The organism is Ensifer sp. ENS08 (assembly GCF_014852195.1).
Classification (GTDB): Bacteria; Pseudomonadota; Alphaproteobacteria; order Rhizobiales; family Rhizobiaceae; genus Ensifer; species Ensifer adhaerens.
On the sequence record NZ_JACVBF010000033.1, the window covers coordinates 1 to 17,604 of the forward strand.

At 59.6% G+C, this 17,604-nt stretch carries 15 protein-coding genes, 1 tRNA gene and 1 pseudogene; 3 read left to right on the forward strand and 14 right to left on the reverse strand.

Annotated features, from left to right (window positions below; translation table 11 throughout):
- The 4 genes from IB272_RS33935 to rpsL form a co-directional block, all read right to left on the reverse strand.
- Positions 1–127 (reverse strand): GTP-binding protein (locus tag IB272_RS33935; RefSeq protein WP_244520023.1); only part of this gene is annotated, 127 nt, incomplete at its 3' end.
- A gap of 70 nt (positions 128–197) precedes the next feature.
- A complete protein-coding gene (fusA, locus tag IB272_RS33940) occupies positions 198–2,297 on the reverse strand; it encodes an elongation factor G (RefSeq protein ID WP_034795515.1) in 2,100 nt (699 codons plus the stop codon).
- A 33-nt stretch (positions 2,298–2,330) separates the two neighbouring features.
- Positions 2,331–2,801, reverse strand: coding sequence for a 30S ribosomal protein S7 (gene rpsG, locus IB272_RS33945; RefSeq protein ID WP_034795512.1), 471 nt, complete (start codon positions 2,799–2,801; stop codon positions 2,331–2,333).
- A gap of 77 nt (positions 2,802–2,878) precedes the next feature.
- The gene (gene rpsL / locus IB272_RS33950) at positions 2,879–3,250 is read right to left on the reverse strand and encodes a 30S ribosomal protein S12 (RefSeq protein WP_003507760.1); all 372 of its coding nucleotides are present in this window, start codon (positions 3,248–3,250) and stop codon (positions 2,879–2,881) included.
- Positions 3,251–3,817: 567 nt separating this feature from the next.
- On the opposite strand from rpsL, the gene IB272_RS33955 reads away from it, so the two are divergent.
- Positions 3,818–4,114 (forward strand): hypothetical protein, encoded by a 297-nt coding sequence (locus IB272_RS33955; RefSeq protein ID WP_034795498.1) that lies wholly within the window; start codon positions 3,818–3,820, stop codon positions 4,112–4,114.
- Positions 4,115–4,237: 123 nt separating this feature from the next.
- Here IB272_RS33955 and rpoC read toward each other — a convergent pair whose 3' ends face one another.
- From rpoC to IB272_RS34000, 9 genes are all read right to left on the reverse strand, one after another.
- Positions 4,238–8,443 carry a DNA-directed RNA polymerase subunit beta' gene (gene rpoC, locus IB272_RS33960; protein WP_034795495.1) on the reverse strand — a complete coding sequence of 1,402 codons (4,206 nt, stop codon included), beginning with the start codon at positions 8,441–8,443 and terminating at the stop codon, positions 4,238–4,240.
- A gap of 184 nt (positions 8,444–8,627) precedes the next feature.
- The gene (gene rpoB / locus IB272_RS33965; RefSeq protein ID WP_034795492.1) at positions 8,628–12,767 is read right to left on the reverse strand and encodes a DNA-directed RNA polymerase subunit beta; all 4,140 of its coding nucleotides are present in this window, start codon (positions 12,765–12,767) and stop codon (positions 8,628–8,630) included.
- Between the two features lie 267 nt (positions 12,768–13,034).
- Positions 13,035–13,412, reverse strand: a complete 378-nt coding sequence (gene rplL, locus IB272_RS33970; protein ID WP_034795489.1) for a 50S ribosomal protein L7/L12 — start codon at positions 13,410–13,412, stop codon at positions 13,035–13,037.
- 58 nt (positions 13,413–13,470) lie between these two features.
- The gene (gene rplJ, locus IB272_RS33975) at positions 13,471–13,989 is read right to left on the reverse strand and encodes a 50S ribosomal protein L10 (RefSeq protein ID WP_034795485.1); all 519 of its coding nucleotides are present in this window, start codon (positions 13,987–13,989) and stop codon (positions 13,471–13,473) included.
- A gap of 330 nt (positions 13,990–14,319) precedes the next feature.
- Complete coding sequence (gene rplA / locus IB272_RS33980) at positions 14,320–15,018, reverse strand: 50S ribosomal protein L1 (protein WP_034795482.1); 699 nt, start codon at positions 15,016–15,018, stop codon at positions 14,320–14,322.
- A 4-nt stretch (positions 15,019–15,022) separates the two neighbouring features.
- On the reverse strand, positions 15,023–15,454 hold the full coding sequence (rplK, locus tag IB272_RS33985) for a 50S ribosomal protein L11 (protein WP_034795479.1): 432 nt from the start codon (positions 15,452–15,454) through the stop codon (positions 15,023–15,025).
- A gap of 208 nt (positions 15,455–15,662) precedes the next feature.
- Positions 15,663–16,193, reverse strand: coding sequence for a transcription termination/antitermination protein NusG (gene nusG, locus IB272_RS33990; protein WP_034795476.1), 531 nt, complete (start codon positions 16,191–16,193; stop codon positions 15,663–15,665).
- Positions 16,194–16,209: 16 nt separating this feature from the next.
- Positions 16,210–16,410: a preprotein translocase subunit SecE gene (gene secE / locus IB272_RS33995; protein WP_034795473.1), complete on the reverse strand. Its 201-nt coding sequence runs from the start codon at positions 16,408–16,410 to the stop codon at positions 16,210–16,212.
- Positions 16,411–16,607: 197 nt separating this feature from the next.
- Positions 16,608–16,683 (reverse strand) — tRNA-Trp (locus IB272_RS34000).
- Between the two features lie 254 nt (positions 16,684–16,937).
- Here IB272_RS34000 and IB272_RS35730 point away from each other — a divergent pair.
- Together IB272_RS35730 and IB272_RS35735 are read left to right on the forward strand one after the other, a co-directional pair.
- Entirely contained in the window at positions 16,938–17,276 is a 339-nt protein-coding gene (locus IB272_RS35730; RefSeq protein ID WP_318267223.1) for a GrpB family protein, read from the forward strand.
- Positions 17,276–17,467, forward strand: coding sequence for a GrpB family protein (locus IB272_RS35735; RefSeq protein ID WP_348646847.1), 192 nt, complete (start codon positions 17,276–17,278; stop codon positions 17,465–17,467). Before IB272_RS35730 ends, IB272_RS35735 begins: the two co-directional genes overlap by 1 nt.
- Before the next feature lie 15 nt (positions 17,468–17,482).
- On the opposite strand, the pseudogene tuf reads toward IB272_RS35735, so the two are convergent.
- Positions 17,483–17,604: pseudogene (tuf, locus tag IB272_RS34010) on the reverse strand (elongation factor Tu); the annotation flags it as partial.

A 17,604-nucleotide genomic window follows, 5' to 3' on the forward strand; every position in this document is an offset into this window, starting at 1 on the left:
CGTACGCCTTGAACTCGCCGAAGTACTTCGTGATCGCTGCGGTCAGCGACGTCTTGCCATGGTCAACGTGGCCAATCGTGCCAATGTTAACGTGCGGCTTGTTGCGCTCAAATTTGCTCTTTGCCATTTCCGGCTCTCCGTTTTCTATCCCCTACCGGGGAAAACTTTTAACTTCTGTCAGCGTCTTGGTATTCCGGTCACTTCTGACCGGAATACTTCGCCTGGATTTCCTGCGCGACGTTCGACGGAACCGGCGCGTAGTGATCGAAGGTCATCGTGTACTGCGCGCGGCCCTGAGACATGGAGCGCAGGTTGTCGACGTACTTGAACATGTTCGCCAGCGGAACGTTTGCGTTGATCACAACGGCAACGCCACGCGATTCCTGGCCCTGGATCTGGCCACGGCGGGAGTTCAGGTCGCCGATAACGTCGCCGACGTAGTCTTCCGGCGTTACGACTTCGACCTTCATCATCGGCTCGAGAAGCTGTGCACCAGCCTTCTTGGCCGCTTCACGGAAGCAAGCACGCGATGCGATTTCGAAGGCGAGAACCGACGAGTCGACGTCGTGGAATGCACCGTCGATGAGCGTCGCCTTGACGCCGAGCATCGGGAAGCCAGCGAGCGGACCCGAAGACAGAACGCTTTCGATACCCTTCTGAACGCCCGGGATGTATTCCTTCGGAACAGCACCACCGACGATCTTGGATTCGAAGACGAAATCTTCGCCATCCGGGTTCGGTTCGAACACGATCTTGACGCGCGCGAACTGACCGGTACCACCGGACTGCTTCTTGTGCGTGTAGTCTTCTTCGTGCTGACGCGTGATGGTTTCGCGGTAGGCAACCTGCGGAGCACCGACGTTGGCTTCAACCTTGAACTCGCGACGCATACGGTCGACGATGATGTCGAGGTGAAGTTCGCCCATGCCAGCGATGATCGTCTGGCCGGATTCCTGGTCGGTCTTGACGCGGAACGACGGGTCTTCAGCTGCCAGGCGGTTGAGCGCGAGACCCATCTTTTCCTGGTCGCCCTTGGACTTCGGCTCGATCGCGATCTGGATGACCGGCTCCGGGAATTCCATGCGCTCGAGGATAACCGGCTTCAGCGGATCGCAAAGCGTGTCACCCGTGGTGGTTTCCTTGAGACCGGCAAGAGCAACGATGTCGCCTGCGAAGGCTTCTTCGATGTCTTCACGCGAGTTCGAGTGCATCTGCAGCATACGGCCGACGCGCTCGCGCTTGTCCTTGACCGTGTTCATGACAGACGAGCCCTTTTCGAGCTTGCCCGAATAGATGCGTGCGAAGGTCAGCGAACCGACGAAGGGGTCGTTCATGATCTTGAACGCGAGCATCGAAAGCGGCTCGGCGTCGTCAGCGTGACGCTCGATCTCGGCTTCGGTCTTGGCGTCGATGCCCTTGATCGCCGGAATGTCGAGCGGCGACGGCAGGTAGTCGACAACCGCGTCGAGAAGCGGCTGAACGCCCTTGTTCTTGAACGCGGTACCGCAGAACATCGGGTGGAACTTCACGTCGATGGTGCCGCGGCGAACGAGTTCGCGGATCTTGTCGTTCGAGGGCATGTTGCCTTCGAGGTAGGCTTCCATCGCGGCTTCGTCGATCTCGACAACGGTCTCGATCAGCTTCTCGCGATATTCTTCGGCCTTGTCCTTCATGTCGTCCGGAATCTCGACGACGTCCCACTGGGCGCCGAGCGATTCGTCGCGCCAGACGAGAGCGTTCATCTCGACCAGGTCGATAACACCCTTGAACTCGGTTTCAGCGCCGATCGGCAGCTGCATGACGACGGCGATCGCGCCCAGACGGGTCTTGATCATCTCGACCGAGCGGTAGAAGTCCGCGCCGGTCTTGTCCATCTTGTTGCAGAAGATCATGCGCGGAACGTTGTACTTTTCCGCCTGACGCCAGACGGTTTCCGTCTGCGGCTCAACACCGGCGTTGGCGTCGAGCAGCGCGATGGCGCCGTCGAGAACGCGCAGCGAACGCTCGACTTCGATGGTGAAGTCAACGTGGCCGGGGGTGTCGATGATGTTGAAGCGGCGAGCCTTGCCGTCACGACCCTTCCAGAAGGTGGTCGTCGCAGCAGACGTGATCGTGATGCCGCGTTCCTGTTCCTGCTCCATCCAGTCCATGGTAGCGGCGCCGTCGTGGACTTCGCCGATCTTGTGGGACTTGCCGGTGTAGTAGAGAATGCGCTCGGTCGTCGTGGTCTTGCCGGCGTCGATGTGCGCCATGATACCGAAGTTACGGTAATCTTCGATTTTGTATTCGCGTGCCATAGTGGACTGCCTCTTGAGACGTTCGCGCCAGAATTACCAGCGATAGTGCGAGAACGCACGGTTGGCATCAGCCATCTTGTGCGTGTCTTCGCGCTTCTTCACGGCGCTACCACGGTTGTTCGCTGCGTCCATGAGTTCGCCGCAGAGGCGATCAACCATGGTCGTTTCGTTGCGCTTGCGTGCAGCCGTGATCAGCCAACGGATGGCGAGAGCCTGGCGACGCTCCGGACGAACGTCGACCGGAACCTGGTAGGTTGCACCACCAACGCGACGCGAACGCACTTCAACGTGCGGCGCGATGTTGTCGAGCGCGGAATGGAATACAGCGATCGGCTCCTGCTTCAGCTTGGCCTGAACCGCATCGAACGCACCGTAAACGATGGTTTCAGCGACCGACTTCTTGCCGTGCAGCATGATCGCATTCATGAACTTCGTGACAACCAGATCACCGAACTTCGGATCCGGGTTGATCTCACGCTTTTCTGCTCTATGACGTCTGGACATACTTCTCGTCTCTTCAAACTATTTAGCGCTCTACCACGCGGAGGACCTCGCGCAGCGCCGGGATTTTCAAAACCGAATTACTTCGGACGCTTCGCACCGTACTTCGAACGGCGCTGCTTGCGGTTCTTGACGCCCTGAGTATCGAGAACACCGCGGATGATGTGATAACGAACACCCGGAAGGTCCTTAACGCGGCCGCCACGGATCATCACGACCGAGTGTTCCTGAAGGTTGTGGCCTTCACCCGGAATGTAGCCGATGACTTCGAAGCCGTTCGTCAGGCGAATCTTGGCAACCTTACGCAGAGCCGAGTTCGGCTTCTTCGGGGTCGTCGTGTAAACGCGGGTGCAAACGCCACGCTTCTGCGGGTTTTCCTGCAGAGCAGGAACCTTGTTGCGCTTTACCTGTGCCTGACGAGGCTTACGGATCAGCTGGTTTACGGTAGGCATATACCCATCCCTTGCAAAATCTTGTCACATTACCCTTGCGGGCGGATCGTTGCCGTCGCCGGCAGTTTCGAACGCCTCATGAAATGCGCAAAACAAGGGCCGATCCGCCTTTTCCGCAGATGGCCCCAAATAAAGCAGAGGACGCACTATTTCGTGCGTCGTGCGTGCAGCATTGTAGTCGTCAGCGTGCGTTTCGAACCTTGTTTGAGGCGAACTTCAGAACGCGACGTTCCGAACCAGCCAGCCTCACATGGGCTCCGATGCGGCGGGGTGTACTGATTTCAAGGCGAACAGTCAAGGGCAATTAAGAAATATTCCCGGACGCGTTCGCCCGGCATGCCTGAAAAACAAGGCTTTTGCACATGGTTTGGCGCCTGGCGCCCGCCTCATCTGCCCTTCTGTGCCCGGAGTGTCTGACGGGATTAAGGAATCGGCAACCACTTTGTGGGGGTTTTCCACGATGATCGACTCGCTCTCAACGGAAGCGTCCGCGCGGCATTGCATTTCCATCGCGCTGATTCAAAAAGGAAGCTAAGGTCGCACCAAACCCATTCGAAAGGAAACAAAATGGCCGTCACCCCAGACAACGACAATGCCCCGGACGAGCCGATGGTGTTCATCATAATCGGCAAGGCCTACGAGACCGACGGCGACGAGGACGGCGTGGACATTCACGTAATGCTGAAGGCGCCCGACGACGATACCGCGGTACGCGAAGCGCTCAACGCGCTTGCAGAAGAAGGTTTTCTCGAGGCCGACCTGGACCAGATCGGCACATTGACCGACGTTCCGAGCGAAGAGCCGCACGCGTCCGCCTATCAGGGTGCGCTCGAAGGCGAAGTCGCGATCATCCGCTTCAGCTGAGACGCTGCAAGACAGCCCATCGCACCAGCTCCCAAGACCGTATTTGCAAAAGAAGAAGCCGCCGAGATCGCTCTCGGCGGCTTCTTCTTTTGTGAGGTTGGAGGGCGAACACGCCCTCCCCCATTATTCGGCTGCCGCGTTCTCGCTTGCGAGATCGGCGAGCATCGGCGTTGCCACGTCTGCACCGGTGCCGCGACGACGCTCTTCCAGGATCATTTCGTCGCGCGCGGTTGCGATGCGACGGATCTGGGTCATCGTGCCGCCGGTACCGGCCGGGATCAGACGGCCGACGATGACGTTTTCCTTCAGACCCTGCAGGCCGTCGGTCTTGCCGGCGATTGCGGCTTCCGTCAGGACCTTCGTGGTCTCCTGGAACGACGCTGCCGAGATGAACGACGGCGTCTGCAGCGAGGCCTTGGTGATGCCGAGCAGGACCGGATCGCCGTAAGCCGGCTTCTTGCCCTGTTCGATCAGGCCGTCGTTGACGTCTTCGAGCTCGATGCGGTCGACGTTGTCGCCGACGATGTAGGTCGAGTCACCGGCGTCGGTGATTTCAACCTTCTGCAGCATCTGACGGACGATCACCTCGATGTGCTTGTCGTTGATGACAACGCCCTGCAGTCGGTAGACTTCCTGGATTTCGTTGACCAGGTAGGAAGCAAGTGCTTCCACGCCCTTGATCGCCAGGATGTCGTGCGGCGCCGGGTTGCCGTCGAGGATGTAGTCGCCCTTTTCGATGTAGTCGCCATCCTGAAGATGGAAGGGCTTGCCCTTCGGGATCAGGTATTCGACCGGCTCGACACCGTCTTCCGCCGGCTCGATCAGAACGCGACGCTTGTTCTTGTAGTCGCGGCCGAAGCGGATCGTACCATCGATCTCAGCGATGATGGCGTGATCCTTCGGACGACGTGCTTCGAACAGTTCGGCAACGCGCGGCAGACCACCGGTGATGTCCTTGGTCTTGGCGCTTTCGAGCGGCGAACGTGCAAGCACGTCACCCTGCGAAACCTTCGTGCCCGGTTCGACCGACAGAATGGCGTCAACCGAAAGCATGAAGCGGGCGTCGCCACCACGCGACAGCTTCATGACTGCGCCGTTCTTGTCCTTGATGACGATCGCCGGCTTCAGGTCCGTACCGCGCGGCGTCGAACGCCAATCGATAACCTGACGCTTGGTGATGCCGGTGGACTCGTCGGTCGCTTCCAGAACCGAGATGCCGTCGACGACGTCTTCGAAGTGAACGGTACCTTCCACTTCCGTCATCATCGGACGGGTGTAGGGGTCCCATTCGGCGAGACGCTGACCGCGCTTCACCTTGTCGCCATCGTCGACGAGGATCTTCGAACCGTAGGCAACGCGCTGCGAGGACCGCTCGACGCCACGTTCATCCAGGATCTGGACGGCCATGTTACGACCCATGGCGACGAGAACGCCGTCAGAGTTGCGCAGCATGTTGCGGTTCTTGATCTGAACCGTACCTTCGTAGGACGCTTCCAGGAACGACTGGTCAACCACGGTCGCCGTACCACCCAAGTGGAAGGTACGCATGGTGAGCTGGGTGCCCGGTTCACCGATCGACTGTGCGGCGATAACGCCAACCGCTTCGCCCATGTTGACCGGCGTACCACGAGCCAGGTCGCGGCCGTAGCAGACGCCGCAAACGCCCGTCTGGATTTCGCAGGTCAGCGCCGAGCGGATGCGGATCGACTGAATACCAGCCTTCTCGATCTCGATGACATCCGGTTCAAGGATCATCCGGCCGGCGTCGACGATGCGAGCGCCCGTGACCGGGTGATCGATGTCGTCCAAAGCCGTACGACCGAGAATACGAGCGCCAAGCGAAGCCACGACCTGACCGGCATCGACGATCGCCGTCATGGTGAGGCCCTTGTCGGTGCCGCAATCGACGGAGTTGACGATGCAATCCTGCGCGACGTCGACAAGACGGCGGGTCAGGTAACCGGAGTTCGCGGTCTTCAAGGCGGTGTCTGCCAGACCCTTACGGGCACCGTGGGTCGAGTTGAAGTACTCGTTAACGGTCAGGCCTTCCTTGAAGTTCGAGATGATTGGCGTCTCGATGATTTCGCCCGACGGCTTGGCCATGAGGCCACGCATGCCGCCCAGCTGGCGCATCTGGTTCGGAGAACCACGAGCACCCGAGTGCGACATCATGTAGATCGAGTTCATCGGCTTCTGGCGACCATTGTCGTCGAACTCGACCGCCTTGATGCGGGCCATCATTTCTTCGGCGACCTTTTCGGTCGCCTTGCCCCAGGCGTCGACGACCTTGTTGTACTTTTCGCCCTGGGTGATGAGGCCGTCATTGTACTGCTGCTCGTATTCCTTCACGAGCGCTTCAGTGTCGCCGACGATCTTCACCTTGGTGTCCGGAATGACCATGTCGTCCTTGCCGAACGAAATTCCGGCGCGGCAGGCATGGGCGAAGCCGAGCTGCATGATGCGGTCGCAGAAGATGACCGTGTCCTTCTGGCCGCAATGACGGTAGACCGTGTCGATCATCTTGGAGATGTTCTTCTTGGTCATTTCCTGGTTGCAGGTGTCGAACGGCACGTTGACGTTGCGCGGCAGCAGCTCGCCGATGATCATGCGGCCAGGCGTGGTTTCATAGATCTTCGAAACCGGGTTGCCCTCGGCGTCGACGGTCTTGAAGCGGCCACGGATCTTGGCGTGCAGCGTCACGGCCTTGGTTTCGAGCGCGTGGTGCAACTCGCCCATGTCCGAGAACGCCATGCCTTCGCCCGGCTCGTTCTGGTTCAGGATCGACAAGTAATAGAGACCGAGAACCATGTCCTGCGACGGAACGATGATCGGCGCGCCGTTTGCCGGGTGCAGAATGTTGTTGGTCGACATCATCAGCACGCGGGCTTCGAGCTGAGCTTCGAGCGACAGCGGCACGTGAACGGCCATCTGGTCACCGTCGAAGTCGGCGTTGAAGGCCGTGCAGACGAGCGGGTGCAGCTGGATCGCCTTGCCTTCGACCAGGGTCGGTTCGAAGGCCTGGATGCCCAGGCGGTGCAGCGTCGGCGCACGGTTCAGGAGAACCGGGTGCTCGCGGATGACCTCGTCGAGGATATCCCAGACTTCCGGCTTTTCCTTTTCGACGAGCTTCTTTGCCTGCTTGACGGTGGACGAGAAGCCCTTGGCGTCAAGACGCGCGTAGATGAACGGCTTGAACAGCTCGAGCGCCATCTTCTTCGGCAGGCCGCACTGGTGCAGCTTCAGCTCCGGGCCGGTCACGATGACCGAACGGCCGGAATAGTCGACGCGCTTGCCGAGCAGGTTCTGACGGAAGCGGCCCTGCTTGCCCTTGAGCATGTCGGACAGCGACTTCAGCGGACGCTTGTTGGCGCCGGTGATGACGCGGCCACGACGGCCGTTGTCGAACAGCGCATCAACAGATTCCTGCAGCATGCGCTTTTCGTTGCGGATGATGATGCCCGGGGCGCGCAGTTCGATCAGGCGCTTCAGACGGTTGTTACGGTTGATGACGCGGCGATAGAGATCGTTCAGATCCGACGTCGCGAAGCGGCCACCGTCGAGCGGCACGAGCGGACGCAGATCCGGGGGGATCACCGGAACGACCTTCATGATCATCCATTCCGGGCGGTTGCCGGAATCCATGAAGTTCTCGACGATCTTCAGCCGCTTCATCAGCTTTTTCTGCTTCAGATCCGAGGTCGTCTCAGCGAGCTCGGCGCGCAGGTCGCCGGCGATCTTTTCCAGGTTCATCGAAGCGAGCATCTCGTAGATCGCTTCGGCGCCGATCATGGCGGTGAACTGGTCTTCGCCGAATTCGTCGACGGCGAGCATGTAGTCTTCTTCGCTGAGAAGCTGGTTTTCCTTCAGCGACGTCAGACCCGGCTCGGTGACGATGTAGTTTTCGAAGTACAGAACGCGCTCGACATCCTTCAGCGTCATGTCGAGCAGCGTCGAAATGCGGCTCGGCAGCGACTTCAGGAACCAGATGTGGGCAACGGGAGCGGCGAGCTCGATGTGGCCCATGCGCTCACGGCGAACGCGCGACAACGTCACTTCGACGCCGCACTTTTCGCAAATGATGCCCTTGTACTTCATGCGCTTGTACTTGCCGCACAGGCACTCGTAGTCCTTGATCGGTCCAAAAATGCGCGCGCAGAACAGACCGTCGCGTTCCGGCTTGAACGTGCGGTAGTTGATCGTCTCCGGCTTCTTGATCTCACCGTAAGACCAGGAAAGAATCTTCTCCGGCGAGGCGATCGAAATCCGAATGGAATCGAAGGTCTGTGCAGGCACCTGCGGATTGAAAAGATTCATGACCTCTTGGTTCATGCCTGTCTCCTTTACGGGCTTTACGCCCTGAGCTTGGCGAGGGTGCCGACAAATCCCGGGCGCCGGCCCCTGCCCCATAAACAGCTAAAACCGCATTGGCTGCGGCTTCGTTCCTGCCGGAGACGTCAGCGTCTCCCGGCGGAAACGGTGCGCGCCGCATGAGCGGCACGCACCTTGGGTCTCTTTACTCGGCTGCGTCGGGCAACTGCGCCGCGCCAGCCTCGTCGACCTTCGAGTTTTCGAGCTCGACCGAAAGGCCCAGCGAGCGCATTTCCTTGACGAGAACGTTGAAGCTCTCCGGAATGCCCGCTTCGAAGGTATCGTCGCCACGGACGATCGCTTCGTAGACCTTGGTACGACCGGCAACGTCGTCCGACTTGACCGTCAGCATTTCCTGCAGGGTGTAGGCGGCGCCGTACGCTTCGAGCGCCCAGACCTCCATTTCCCCGAAGCGCTGACCGCCGAACTGCGCCTTACCACCGAGCGGCTGCTGGGTGACGAGCGAGTACGGACCGATCGAACGGGCGTGGATCTTGTCGTCGACCAGGTGGTTGAGCTTCAACATGTAGATGTAGCCCACGGTCACCTGGCGGTCGAACTGATCGCCGGTACGGCCGTCATAGAGCGTCGACTGACCGGTCACCTTCAGACCTGCCTGCTCCAGCATCTCGTTGACGTCGGCTTCGACAGCACCGTCGAAGACCGGCGTTGCAATCGAAACGCCGCGACGGGTCTGCTCGGCCAGGCGCACGATCGACTCGTCGTCGTACTGCTTGATCGGCTCACCCTTCGGGCCCGACCCGATGACGCTGTCGATGGTGTCGCGCAGCGGCTGGATATCGGCACCTGCCTTGTAGGCGTCGAGCATCGCGCCGATCTTCTGACCCATGCCGGCGCAAGCCCAGCCAAGGTGGGTTTCGAGGATCTGGCCGACGTTCATGCGCGAAGGCACGCCGAGCGGGTTCAGAACGACGTCGACATGCGTGCCGTCTTCCAGGAACGGCATGTCTTCGATCGGTACGATACGCGACACGACGCCCTTGTTGCCGTGACGGCCGGCCATCTTGTCACCCGGCTGGATCTTGCGCTTCACAGCGACGAAGACCTTGACCATCTTCATGACGCCCGGAGGCATTTCGTCGCCGCGCTGGACCTTCTCGACCTTGTCCATGAAGCGCTGTTCGAGGCGCGACTTGGATTCGTCGTACTGGGCGCGCAGAGCTTCGATCTCGCCCTGAGCCTTTTCGTCTTCGACGGCGAACATCCACCACTGCGAGCGGGGGTATTCGCTGACGACGAGGTTCGAAAGCTCGGTGCCCTTCTTGAAGCCCTTCGGGCCGGCAACGGCCGTGTGGCCACGCAGCATGTCGACGAGACGGGCGTAGACGTTGCGGTCCAGGATCGCCTGTTCGTCGTCGCGGTCCTTGGCGAGGCGTTCGATTTCCTCGCGCTCGATCGCCATCGCGCGCTCGTCCTTCTCAACGCCGTGGCGGTTGAAGACGCGAACTTCGACGACGGTACCGAAGGTGCCCGGGGGCATGCGCATCGAGGTGTCGCGAACGTCGGAGGCCTTTTCACCGAAGATGGCACGCAGAAGCTTTTCTTCCGGCGTCATCGGGCTTTCGCCCTTCGGCGTGATCTTGCCGACGAGGATGTCACCCGGCTGAACCTCTGCACCGATATAAACGATACCGGCTTCGTCGAGGTTGCGCAGCGCTTCTTCCGAAACGTTCGGAATGTCGCGAGTGATTTCTTCCGGACCCAGCTTGGTGTCACGCGCCATCACTTCGAATTCTTCGATGTGGATGGAGGTGAACACGTCGTCGCGCACGATCCGCTCGGAGAGCAGGATCGAGTCTTCGTAGTTGTAGCCGTTCCACGGCATGAACGCGACGAGCGCGTTGCGGCCGAGAGCCAGGTCACCGAGGTCGGTCGACGGGCCGTCAGCGATGATGTCGCCCTTGTTCAGGATGTCACCGACGGTGACCAGCGGGCGCTGGTTGACGCAGGTGTTCTGGTTCGAGCGCTGGAACTTCTGCAGACGGTAGATATCGACGCCCGACTTCGACGGATCGAGGTCTTCGGTGGCGCGGATAACGATACGCGTCGCGTCAACCTGGTCAACGACACCGCCACGACGGGCTGCAATAGCAGCGCCGGAGTCACGGGCAACGACCGGCTCCATGCCGGTACCGACGAACGGTGCTTCGGCGCGCAGCAGCGGCACGGCCTGACGCTGCATGTTCGAGCCCATCAGTGCGCGGTTGGCGTCGTCGTTCTCGAGGAACGGGATGAGCGCCGCTGCGACCGAAACGAGCTGCTTCGGCGAAACGTCCATCAGGTTGATATTGTCGCGCGGCGCCAGCATAACTTCGCCGGCGTGACGGCAAACAACGAACTCTTCAGCGAACGAGCCATCGTTCTCGAGAACCGAGTTTGCCTGGGCAACGTGGTACTTCGCCTCTTCCATTGCGGAGAGATAGACGACGTCGTTCGTCACCTTGCCGTCAACGATCTTCCGGTACGGGCTTTCGATGAAGCCGTACTTGTTGACGCGGGCAAAGGTTGCAAGCGAGTTGATCAGACCGATGTTCGGGCCTTCCGGCGTTTCGATCGGGCAAATACGGCCGTAGTGGGTCGGGTGAACGTCGCGGACTTCGAAGCCGGCGCGCTCGCGGGTCAGACCACCCGGGCCAAGAGCCGAGAGACGGCGCTTGTGGGTGATTTCCGAAAGCGGGTTCACCTGGTCCATGAACTGCGACAGCTGCGAGGAGCCGAAGAACTCGCGAACGGCGGCCGCAGCCGGCTTCGCGTTGATCAGGTCCTGCGGCATGACCGTGTCGATTTCGATCGAGGACATGCGTTCCTTGATCGCGCGCTCCATGCGGAGCAGGCCGAGACGGTACTGGTTCTCCATGAGCTCGCCGACCGAACGAACACGGCGGTTGCCGAGGTTGTCGATGTCGTCGATCTCGCCCTTGCCGTCACGCAGCTCGACGAGCATCTTGACGACAGCCAGGATGTCTTCCTTGCGCAGGATGCGCACGGTGTCGGCAACTTCGAGGTCGAGACGCATGTTCATCTTGACGCGACCGACGGCCGAAAGGTCGTAGCGCTCGGCATCGAAGAACAGCGTGTTGAACATGGCTTCCGCGGAATCCATGGTCGGCGGTTCACCCGGACGCATGACGCGGTAGATGTCGAACAGGGCGTCCTGACGGTTCTCGTTCTTGTCCACGGTCAGCGTGTTGCGGATGTAGGCGCCGACATTGATGTGGTCGATGTCGAGAACCGGGATCTCGTCGAAACCAGCCGAGAGGATGACCGGAAGGGTCTTCTCGTCGATTTCGTCGCCGGCTTCGAGATAGATCTCGCCGGTGCTGTAGTTGACGACGTCTTCGGCAAGGTAGTTGCCGTAGAGGTCATCATTGGTCGCCTTGAGCGCCTTCAGGCCCTTTTCCTGCAGCTGGCGCAGCAGACGCGGGGTCAGCTTCTTGCCAGCTTCAACAACGACTTCGCCGGTGTCGGCGTCGACCATCTCGGTGATGGCCTTCTGGCCCTTAAGGGCGTCCGGCTGGAACGGCACGCGCCAGCCTTCGCCGTCGCGCTGGTAGAGCGACTTCGTGTAGAAGGTGTCGAGGATTTCCTCGCCGTCCATTCCGAGCGCCATCAGCAGCGACGTCACCGGAATCTTGCGGCGACGGTCGATACGGGCATGAACGATATCCTTGGCATCGAACTCGATGTCGAGCCAGGAACCGCGGTAAGGAATGACACGCGCCGCAAACAGCAGCTTGCCCGACGAGTGGCTCTTGCCCTTGTCGTGGTCGAAGAACACGCCCGGCGAACGGTGCATCTGCGAAACGATGACGCGCTCGGTGCCGTTGACGATGAAGGTACCGTTGTCGGTCATGAGCGGCATGTCGCCCATGTAGACGTTCTGTTCCTTGATGTCCTTGATCGACTTCGCGCCGGTATCCTCGTCGATATCGAACACGATGAGGCGTAGCGTCACCTTGAGCGGCGCTGCGTAGGTCAGATCGCGCTGACGGCATTCTTCGACGTCGAACTTCGGCGGCTCGAATTCGTACGAAACGAATTCAAGCATCGATGCGCCCGAGAAATCCTTGATCGGGAAAACGGACTTGAAAACAGCTTGGAGCCCTTCATCAGGGCGACCGCCCTTGGGCTCTTCAACCATCAGAAACTGGTCGTAGGATGCCTTTTGAACCTCGATGAGGTTCGGCATTTCTGCGACTTCTGGAATTTTACCAAAAAACTTGCGTACGCGCCTGCGACCGTTAAACGAAAGGGTCTGAGCCATCGTCGCTCCTTGTCAATCTTGCATCCGGGCCTGCAACGGACGGGAACCGATGGCCAGTCGACCCCGTCAATCAATGAGTAGTTCAATCTCGTCCAACCAACGAAAAACGCTCAGCGCGGATTGCTGTGCTGCCTTCCGTTCGAGACCATCCTCTTGAAGAACCCATTACCCAAAAGCCGTTTTTCGACAGGCTTTTGGGTAATATGTTCTAAAAACGGTCAAAGAGAGGCGGCCTGAAAAGGCCACCTCCCCTTGCATGTAGCCGAATTACTTGACGTCAACCTTGGCGCCAGCGTCTTCGAGCTTCTTCTTGAGGTCAGCAGCTTCAGCCTTGGAAACTGCTTCCTTAACCGGCTTCGGAGCGCCTTCGACCAGGTCCTTGGCTTCCTTGAGGCCGAGGCCGGTGATGCCGCGAACTTCCTTGATGACGTTGATCTTGTTGGCGCCAGCGTCAACGAGGATAACGTCAAACTCGGTCTTTTCTTCTTCAGCAGCAGCCGGAGCAGCAGCGCCGCCAGCAGCAGCGACAGCTACCGGAGCAGCAGCCGAAACGCCCCACTTCTCTTCGAGCAGCTTGGAAAGCTCAGCAGCTTCCAGAACGGTCAGCGAGGAGAGGTCTTCAACGATCTTTGCGAGATCAGCCATTTTACTTTTCCTTTTGTTCGGTTCGAACTGGTTTTAAATACAACAGCGAAAATCCGCCTTAGGCGGCTTCGTCCTTCTTGGCATAGGCCGAGAACACGCGAGCAAGCTGGCTTGCCGGTGCCTGAACAACCGTTGCGACGCGGGTTGCCGGGGCATTGAGAAGGCCCAGCAGCTTTGCGCGCAGCTCGTCGAGCGAAGGCAGGGTCGCAAGCGACTTGACTGCTTCGGCGTTGAGCGTGGTCGTGCCCATGGCGCCACCGAGAACAACGAGCTTGTCGTTGGTCTTGGCGAAATCCATGACAACCTTAGGAGCCGTGATCGGGTCTTCGCTGTATGCGATCAGCGTCTGACCCTTGAAGAGATTGGTCATCCCTTCCGACTCGGTGCCCTGAAGAGCGATCTTGGCCAGGCGGTTTTTCGCGACTTTGACGGTGCCGCCAGCAGCGCGCATCTTCGAACGGAAGTCGTTCATCTGCGCAACTGTGACACCAGCATAGTGGGCCACGACAACCGAACCGGAAGCCTTGAAGACTTCGTTCAGCTCCGTGACGAATTCGCGTTTTTCCGCTCTTTCCACTGTCTGTCTCCAGTAGACAGGGTTGCAATAATGCAGCCCCATCGGGTTTGCCTTTGTCACCCGAGATCGAGCTCGATCCCTGATAACGCTTAAGGATCCTGTCCCTTGGCGTTCCCGGAAGAGCCGGGTCTGACACAAGGCAAGCGAGGTTCGAACCGAATTTCGACGCCTCCGGCGTCATGGCGAAATTCAGATCTTACCCGTCTCATGCAGGCCGAAGTGATTAAGGTATAACCACCCGCAATCTCGGACAGGAGTTCCGGATCGAAATCCGGATTTCCGGCCCCGAAGGGCCGGAAACTCTTTCCTGGGCCGAAGCCCGAAAATTCTTTAGGCGACGCTGAGCGTGGCCGGGTCGATCTTGAGACCCGGGCCCATGGTCGACGAAATCGCGACGCGCTTGACGTAGTTGCCCTTGGCGCCGGTCGGCTTTGCCTTGATCACGGCGTCAGCGAAAGCACGGATGTTTTCTTCCAGTGCCTTGGCGTCGAAGGACGCCTTGCCGATGCCAGCGTGAACGATACCGGCCTTCTCTACGCGGAACTCAACGGCGCCGCCCTTGGAAGCCTTGACGGCACCAGCGACATCCATCGTAACCGTGCCAACCTTCGGGTTCGGCATCATGCCACGCGGGCCGAGAACCTTACCGAGGCGACCGACGAGCGGCATCATGTCCGGGGTGGCGATGCAGCGATCGAAATCGATCTTGCCGCCCTGGACGATTTCGACGAGCTCTTCTGCGCCAACGACGTCAGCACCAGCAGCCTTGGCTTCGTCAGCCTTGGCGCCCCGTGCGAAAACGGCGACGCGAACCGAGCGGCCGGTGCCGTTCGGCAGGTTGACAACGCCGCGAACCATCTGGTCAGCGTGGCGCGGGTCAACGCCGAGGTTCATCGCAACTTCGACGGTTTCGTCGAACTTGGCAGTTGCGCGTTCCTTGACCATCGAGACGGCTTCGGTAAGACCGTAGATCTTCGTCGGGTCAACGCCCTCGCGGGACTTCTGTACTCGCTTTGCAATCTTCGCCATGGTCTTAGCCTACCACTTCCAGGCCCATAGCGCGGGCAGAGCCCTCGATCATGGCCATTGCGCCTTCGATATCGGCGGCATTGAGATCCTTCATCTTGGCTTCGGCGATCGACTTGATCTGAGCCTTGGTGAGCTTGCCAGCCGAACCGCCCTTGCCGGGGGTCTTCGAGCCGGACTGGATCTTTGCTTCCTTCTTCAGGAAGTAGCTGACCGGCGGCTGCTTCATGACGAAGGTGAAGGACTTGTCCTGGTAATAGGTGATGACGACCGGGATCGGCATACCCTTTTCCATTTCCTGCGTGGCGGCATTGAACGCCTTGCAGAATTCCATGATGTTAATGCCACGCTGACCGAGCGCAGGACCGATCGGCGGAGACGGATTGGCCGCCCCAGCCTTCACCTGCAGCTTGAGCTGGCCTGCAACTTTCTTAGCCATTTCTCTCTGCCTTTCTGAAATCCCCTAGCGACGGATCGCTCCAGGAACCTGTTATGCCAGTTACCCGGCTCTTGCCGACCTCGATGGCCGGCGGCTGCGGTTGCGTGGTACGGAACATCCGACCCGGCTAAGGCCGGCATCCTTCCACGCGCATGCGGATTTCTCCGCCAGAATGGGCCTAAACCCACCCTATCCTTTTAAGGCCTTATCAGACCTTCTCGACCTGACCGTATTCCAGCTCGACCGGGGTCGCGCGGCCGAAGATCGAAACTTCGACCTTGAGGCGCGAACGCTCTTCGTCGACATCCTGAACGACGCCGTTGAACGAGGCGAACGGACCGTCGGAGACGCGAACCTGCTCGCCGATCTCGAACGAGACCGAAGGCTTCGGACGCTCGACGCCATCCTGGACCTGACCGAGGATGCGCTCGGCTTCATGGTCCGGAATCGGAACCGGCTTGCTGTCGGTACCGAGGAAACCGGTTACCTTCGGCGTGTTCTTGATGAGATGGAAAGCCTCATCCGTCAGGTTGGCGCGAACCAGAACATAGCCCGGGAAGAACTTGCGCTCGGCGTCAACCTTGCGGCCGCGACGCACTTCGACAACCTTCTCGGTCGGCACGAGAATCTTCTCGAACAGGTGCTCGAGACCCTTCTGCTTGGCCTTTTCCTCGATCGATTCAGCGACCTTCTTTTCGAAGTTCGAATAGGCGTGAACAATGTACCAGCGCGCAGCCATACTAGCCTCCACCCAATCAAGCGCCAACGTTGAGGATGAGGCCGATCGCCCAACCCATCAACTGGTCCGCAGCAAAGAAGAAGGCAGCGGCAAAAAAGACCATGACAAAGACCATCAGCGTCGAGATCATCGTCTCGCGCCGAGAGGGCCAGGTCACTTTCGACGTTTCAGAGCGAACCTGCTGCAGAAACGTTACCGGATTCGTTTTGGATGCCATGTAATGCTCACGCCATTACGGCGCGTAAAGCCGATGATTCAGCCCCACGCACCGCGTGTCTGTTTGGACCCTACATAAAGACCGATTCTAAAAACCACAAGAGCCAATCAGTCTTTTCTGTGAATTTCGTCGACCGGCTAACCGATCCTTAAACTTACTCTGCCGAACCCTCAGCTCTTATGCAAGCCTGGAGAGAATGGCAGGGGCAGAGGGGCTCGAACCCCCGACCTGCGGTTTTGGAGACCGCCGCTCTACCAACTGAGCTATACCCCTATTCGGCTGCGTGCCCGTTCAACAACGTCTCGCCGCCTCAAGTCAGCGGCTTCATATTCAGTTTGCCGGAGGATGACAAGCACCTTTCAACGCCGATCCGAAAAAATCCGCATTCAATCGCATCTATCCCCTGCCCTGCCGGCCGGAGTGCCCCACAAAGAAAGGCAAGTCATTGCCTCGCCACTCAGAAATGGTCGCGGCGCTGCGGGCATTCGCTATCCTGCCAGAAGCTCTCCTCACCGGAATCGATTCGCATGTCGCGCATCACGCTGGTCGAATATGATCCTCTCTGGCCGTCGCTCTTTGAGGCGCGGGCGCTTTCCATCACCGCCCTGCTCTCGCCTTTCGTCCGCGAGATCCACCACATCGGAAGCACGGCGGTACCCGGACTGGCCGCGAAGCCGAAGATCGATATCGATGCGGTGGTAGCGGACGTAGCGGAGCTGCCGGAGCTCAGCGCTCGCCTCTGCAACGCAGGCTACACCTTTCACGGCGACCCGCACGCAAGCGGCCTGTGGACGTTTACTATGGCAACGCTTGCACGAGGCTCTATCTCTGTGGAGACGACAACGCCGCCCCTGCGGCACGTCTAGTGCTCAGGGACCGGCTACGTGACGCTCCCGCACTCGCCAGCCGCTACGAAGCCCTGAAGCGGCAACTCGCAGAGCAGGCCAATGGCGATTGGGATATCTACACCCACGGCAAGCGCGCCTTCATCGACGAAGTCCTGGCGACAACCGAAACGAAAAAGGCCCCGCCGTTGCCGGCGGGGCCTCTCTACTGATCTGAAATCAGTCGATTACTCGACGATCGAGGCAACGATGCCTGCGCCGACGGTACGGCCGCCTTCGCGGATTGCGAAGCGCAGCTTTTCTTCCATCGCGATCGGAACGATCAGCTCAACGGCAACGGTGACGTTGT

Bases quoted from the DNA above. Each gene is read 5' to 3' on its own strand.
- IB272_RS35730 (WP_318267223.1), top strand. From the start codon at position 16,938: ATGTCGCGCATCACGCTGGTCGAATATGATCCTCTCTGGCCGTCGCTC.
- fusA (WP_034795515.1), bottom strand. From the start codon at position 2,297: ATGGCACGCGAATACAAAATCGAAGATTACCGTAACTTCGGTATCATG.
- nusG (WP_034795476.1), bottom strand. From the start codon at position 16,193: ATGGCTGCGCGCTGGTACATTGTTCACGCCTATTCGAACTTCGAAAAG.
- IB272_RS33955 (WP_034795498.1), top strand. From the start codon at position 3,818: ATGGCCGTCACCCCAGACAACGACAATGCCCCGGACGAGCCGATGGTG.
- rplL (WP_034795489.1), bottom strand. From the start codon at position 13,412: ATGGCTGATCTCGCAAAGATCGTTGAAGACCTCTCCTCGCTGACCGTT.
- secE (WP_034795473.1), bottom strand. From the start codon at position 16,410: ATGGCATCCAAAACGAATCCGGTAACGTTTCTGCAGCAGGTTCGCTCT.
- rpoC (WP_034795495.1), bottom strand. From the start codon at position 8,443: ATGAACCAAGAGGTCATGAATCTTTTCAATCCGCAGGTGCCTGCACAG.
- rplK (WP_034795479.1), bottom strand. From the start codon at position 15,454: ATGGCTAAGAAAGTTGCAGGCCAGCTCAAGCTGCAGGTGAAGGCTGGG.
- rpsG (WP_034795512.1), bottom strand. From the start codon at position 2,801: ATGTCCAGACGTCATAGAGCAGAAAAGCGTGAGATCAACCCGGATCCG.
- rpoB (WP_034795492.1), bottom strand. From the start codon at position 12,767: ATGGCTCAGACCCTTTCGTTTAACGGTCGCAGGCGCGTACGCAAGTTT.
- rplA (WP_034795482.1), bottom strand. From the start codon at position 15,018: ATGGCGAAGATTGCAAAGCGAGTACAGAAGTCCCGCGAGGGCGTTGAC.
- rpsL (WP_003507760.1), bottom strand. From the start codon at position 3,250: ATGCCTACCGTAAACCAGCTGATCCGTAAGCCTCGTCAGGCACAGGTA.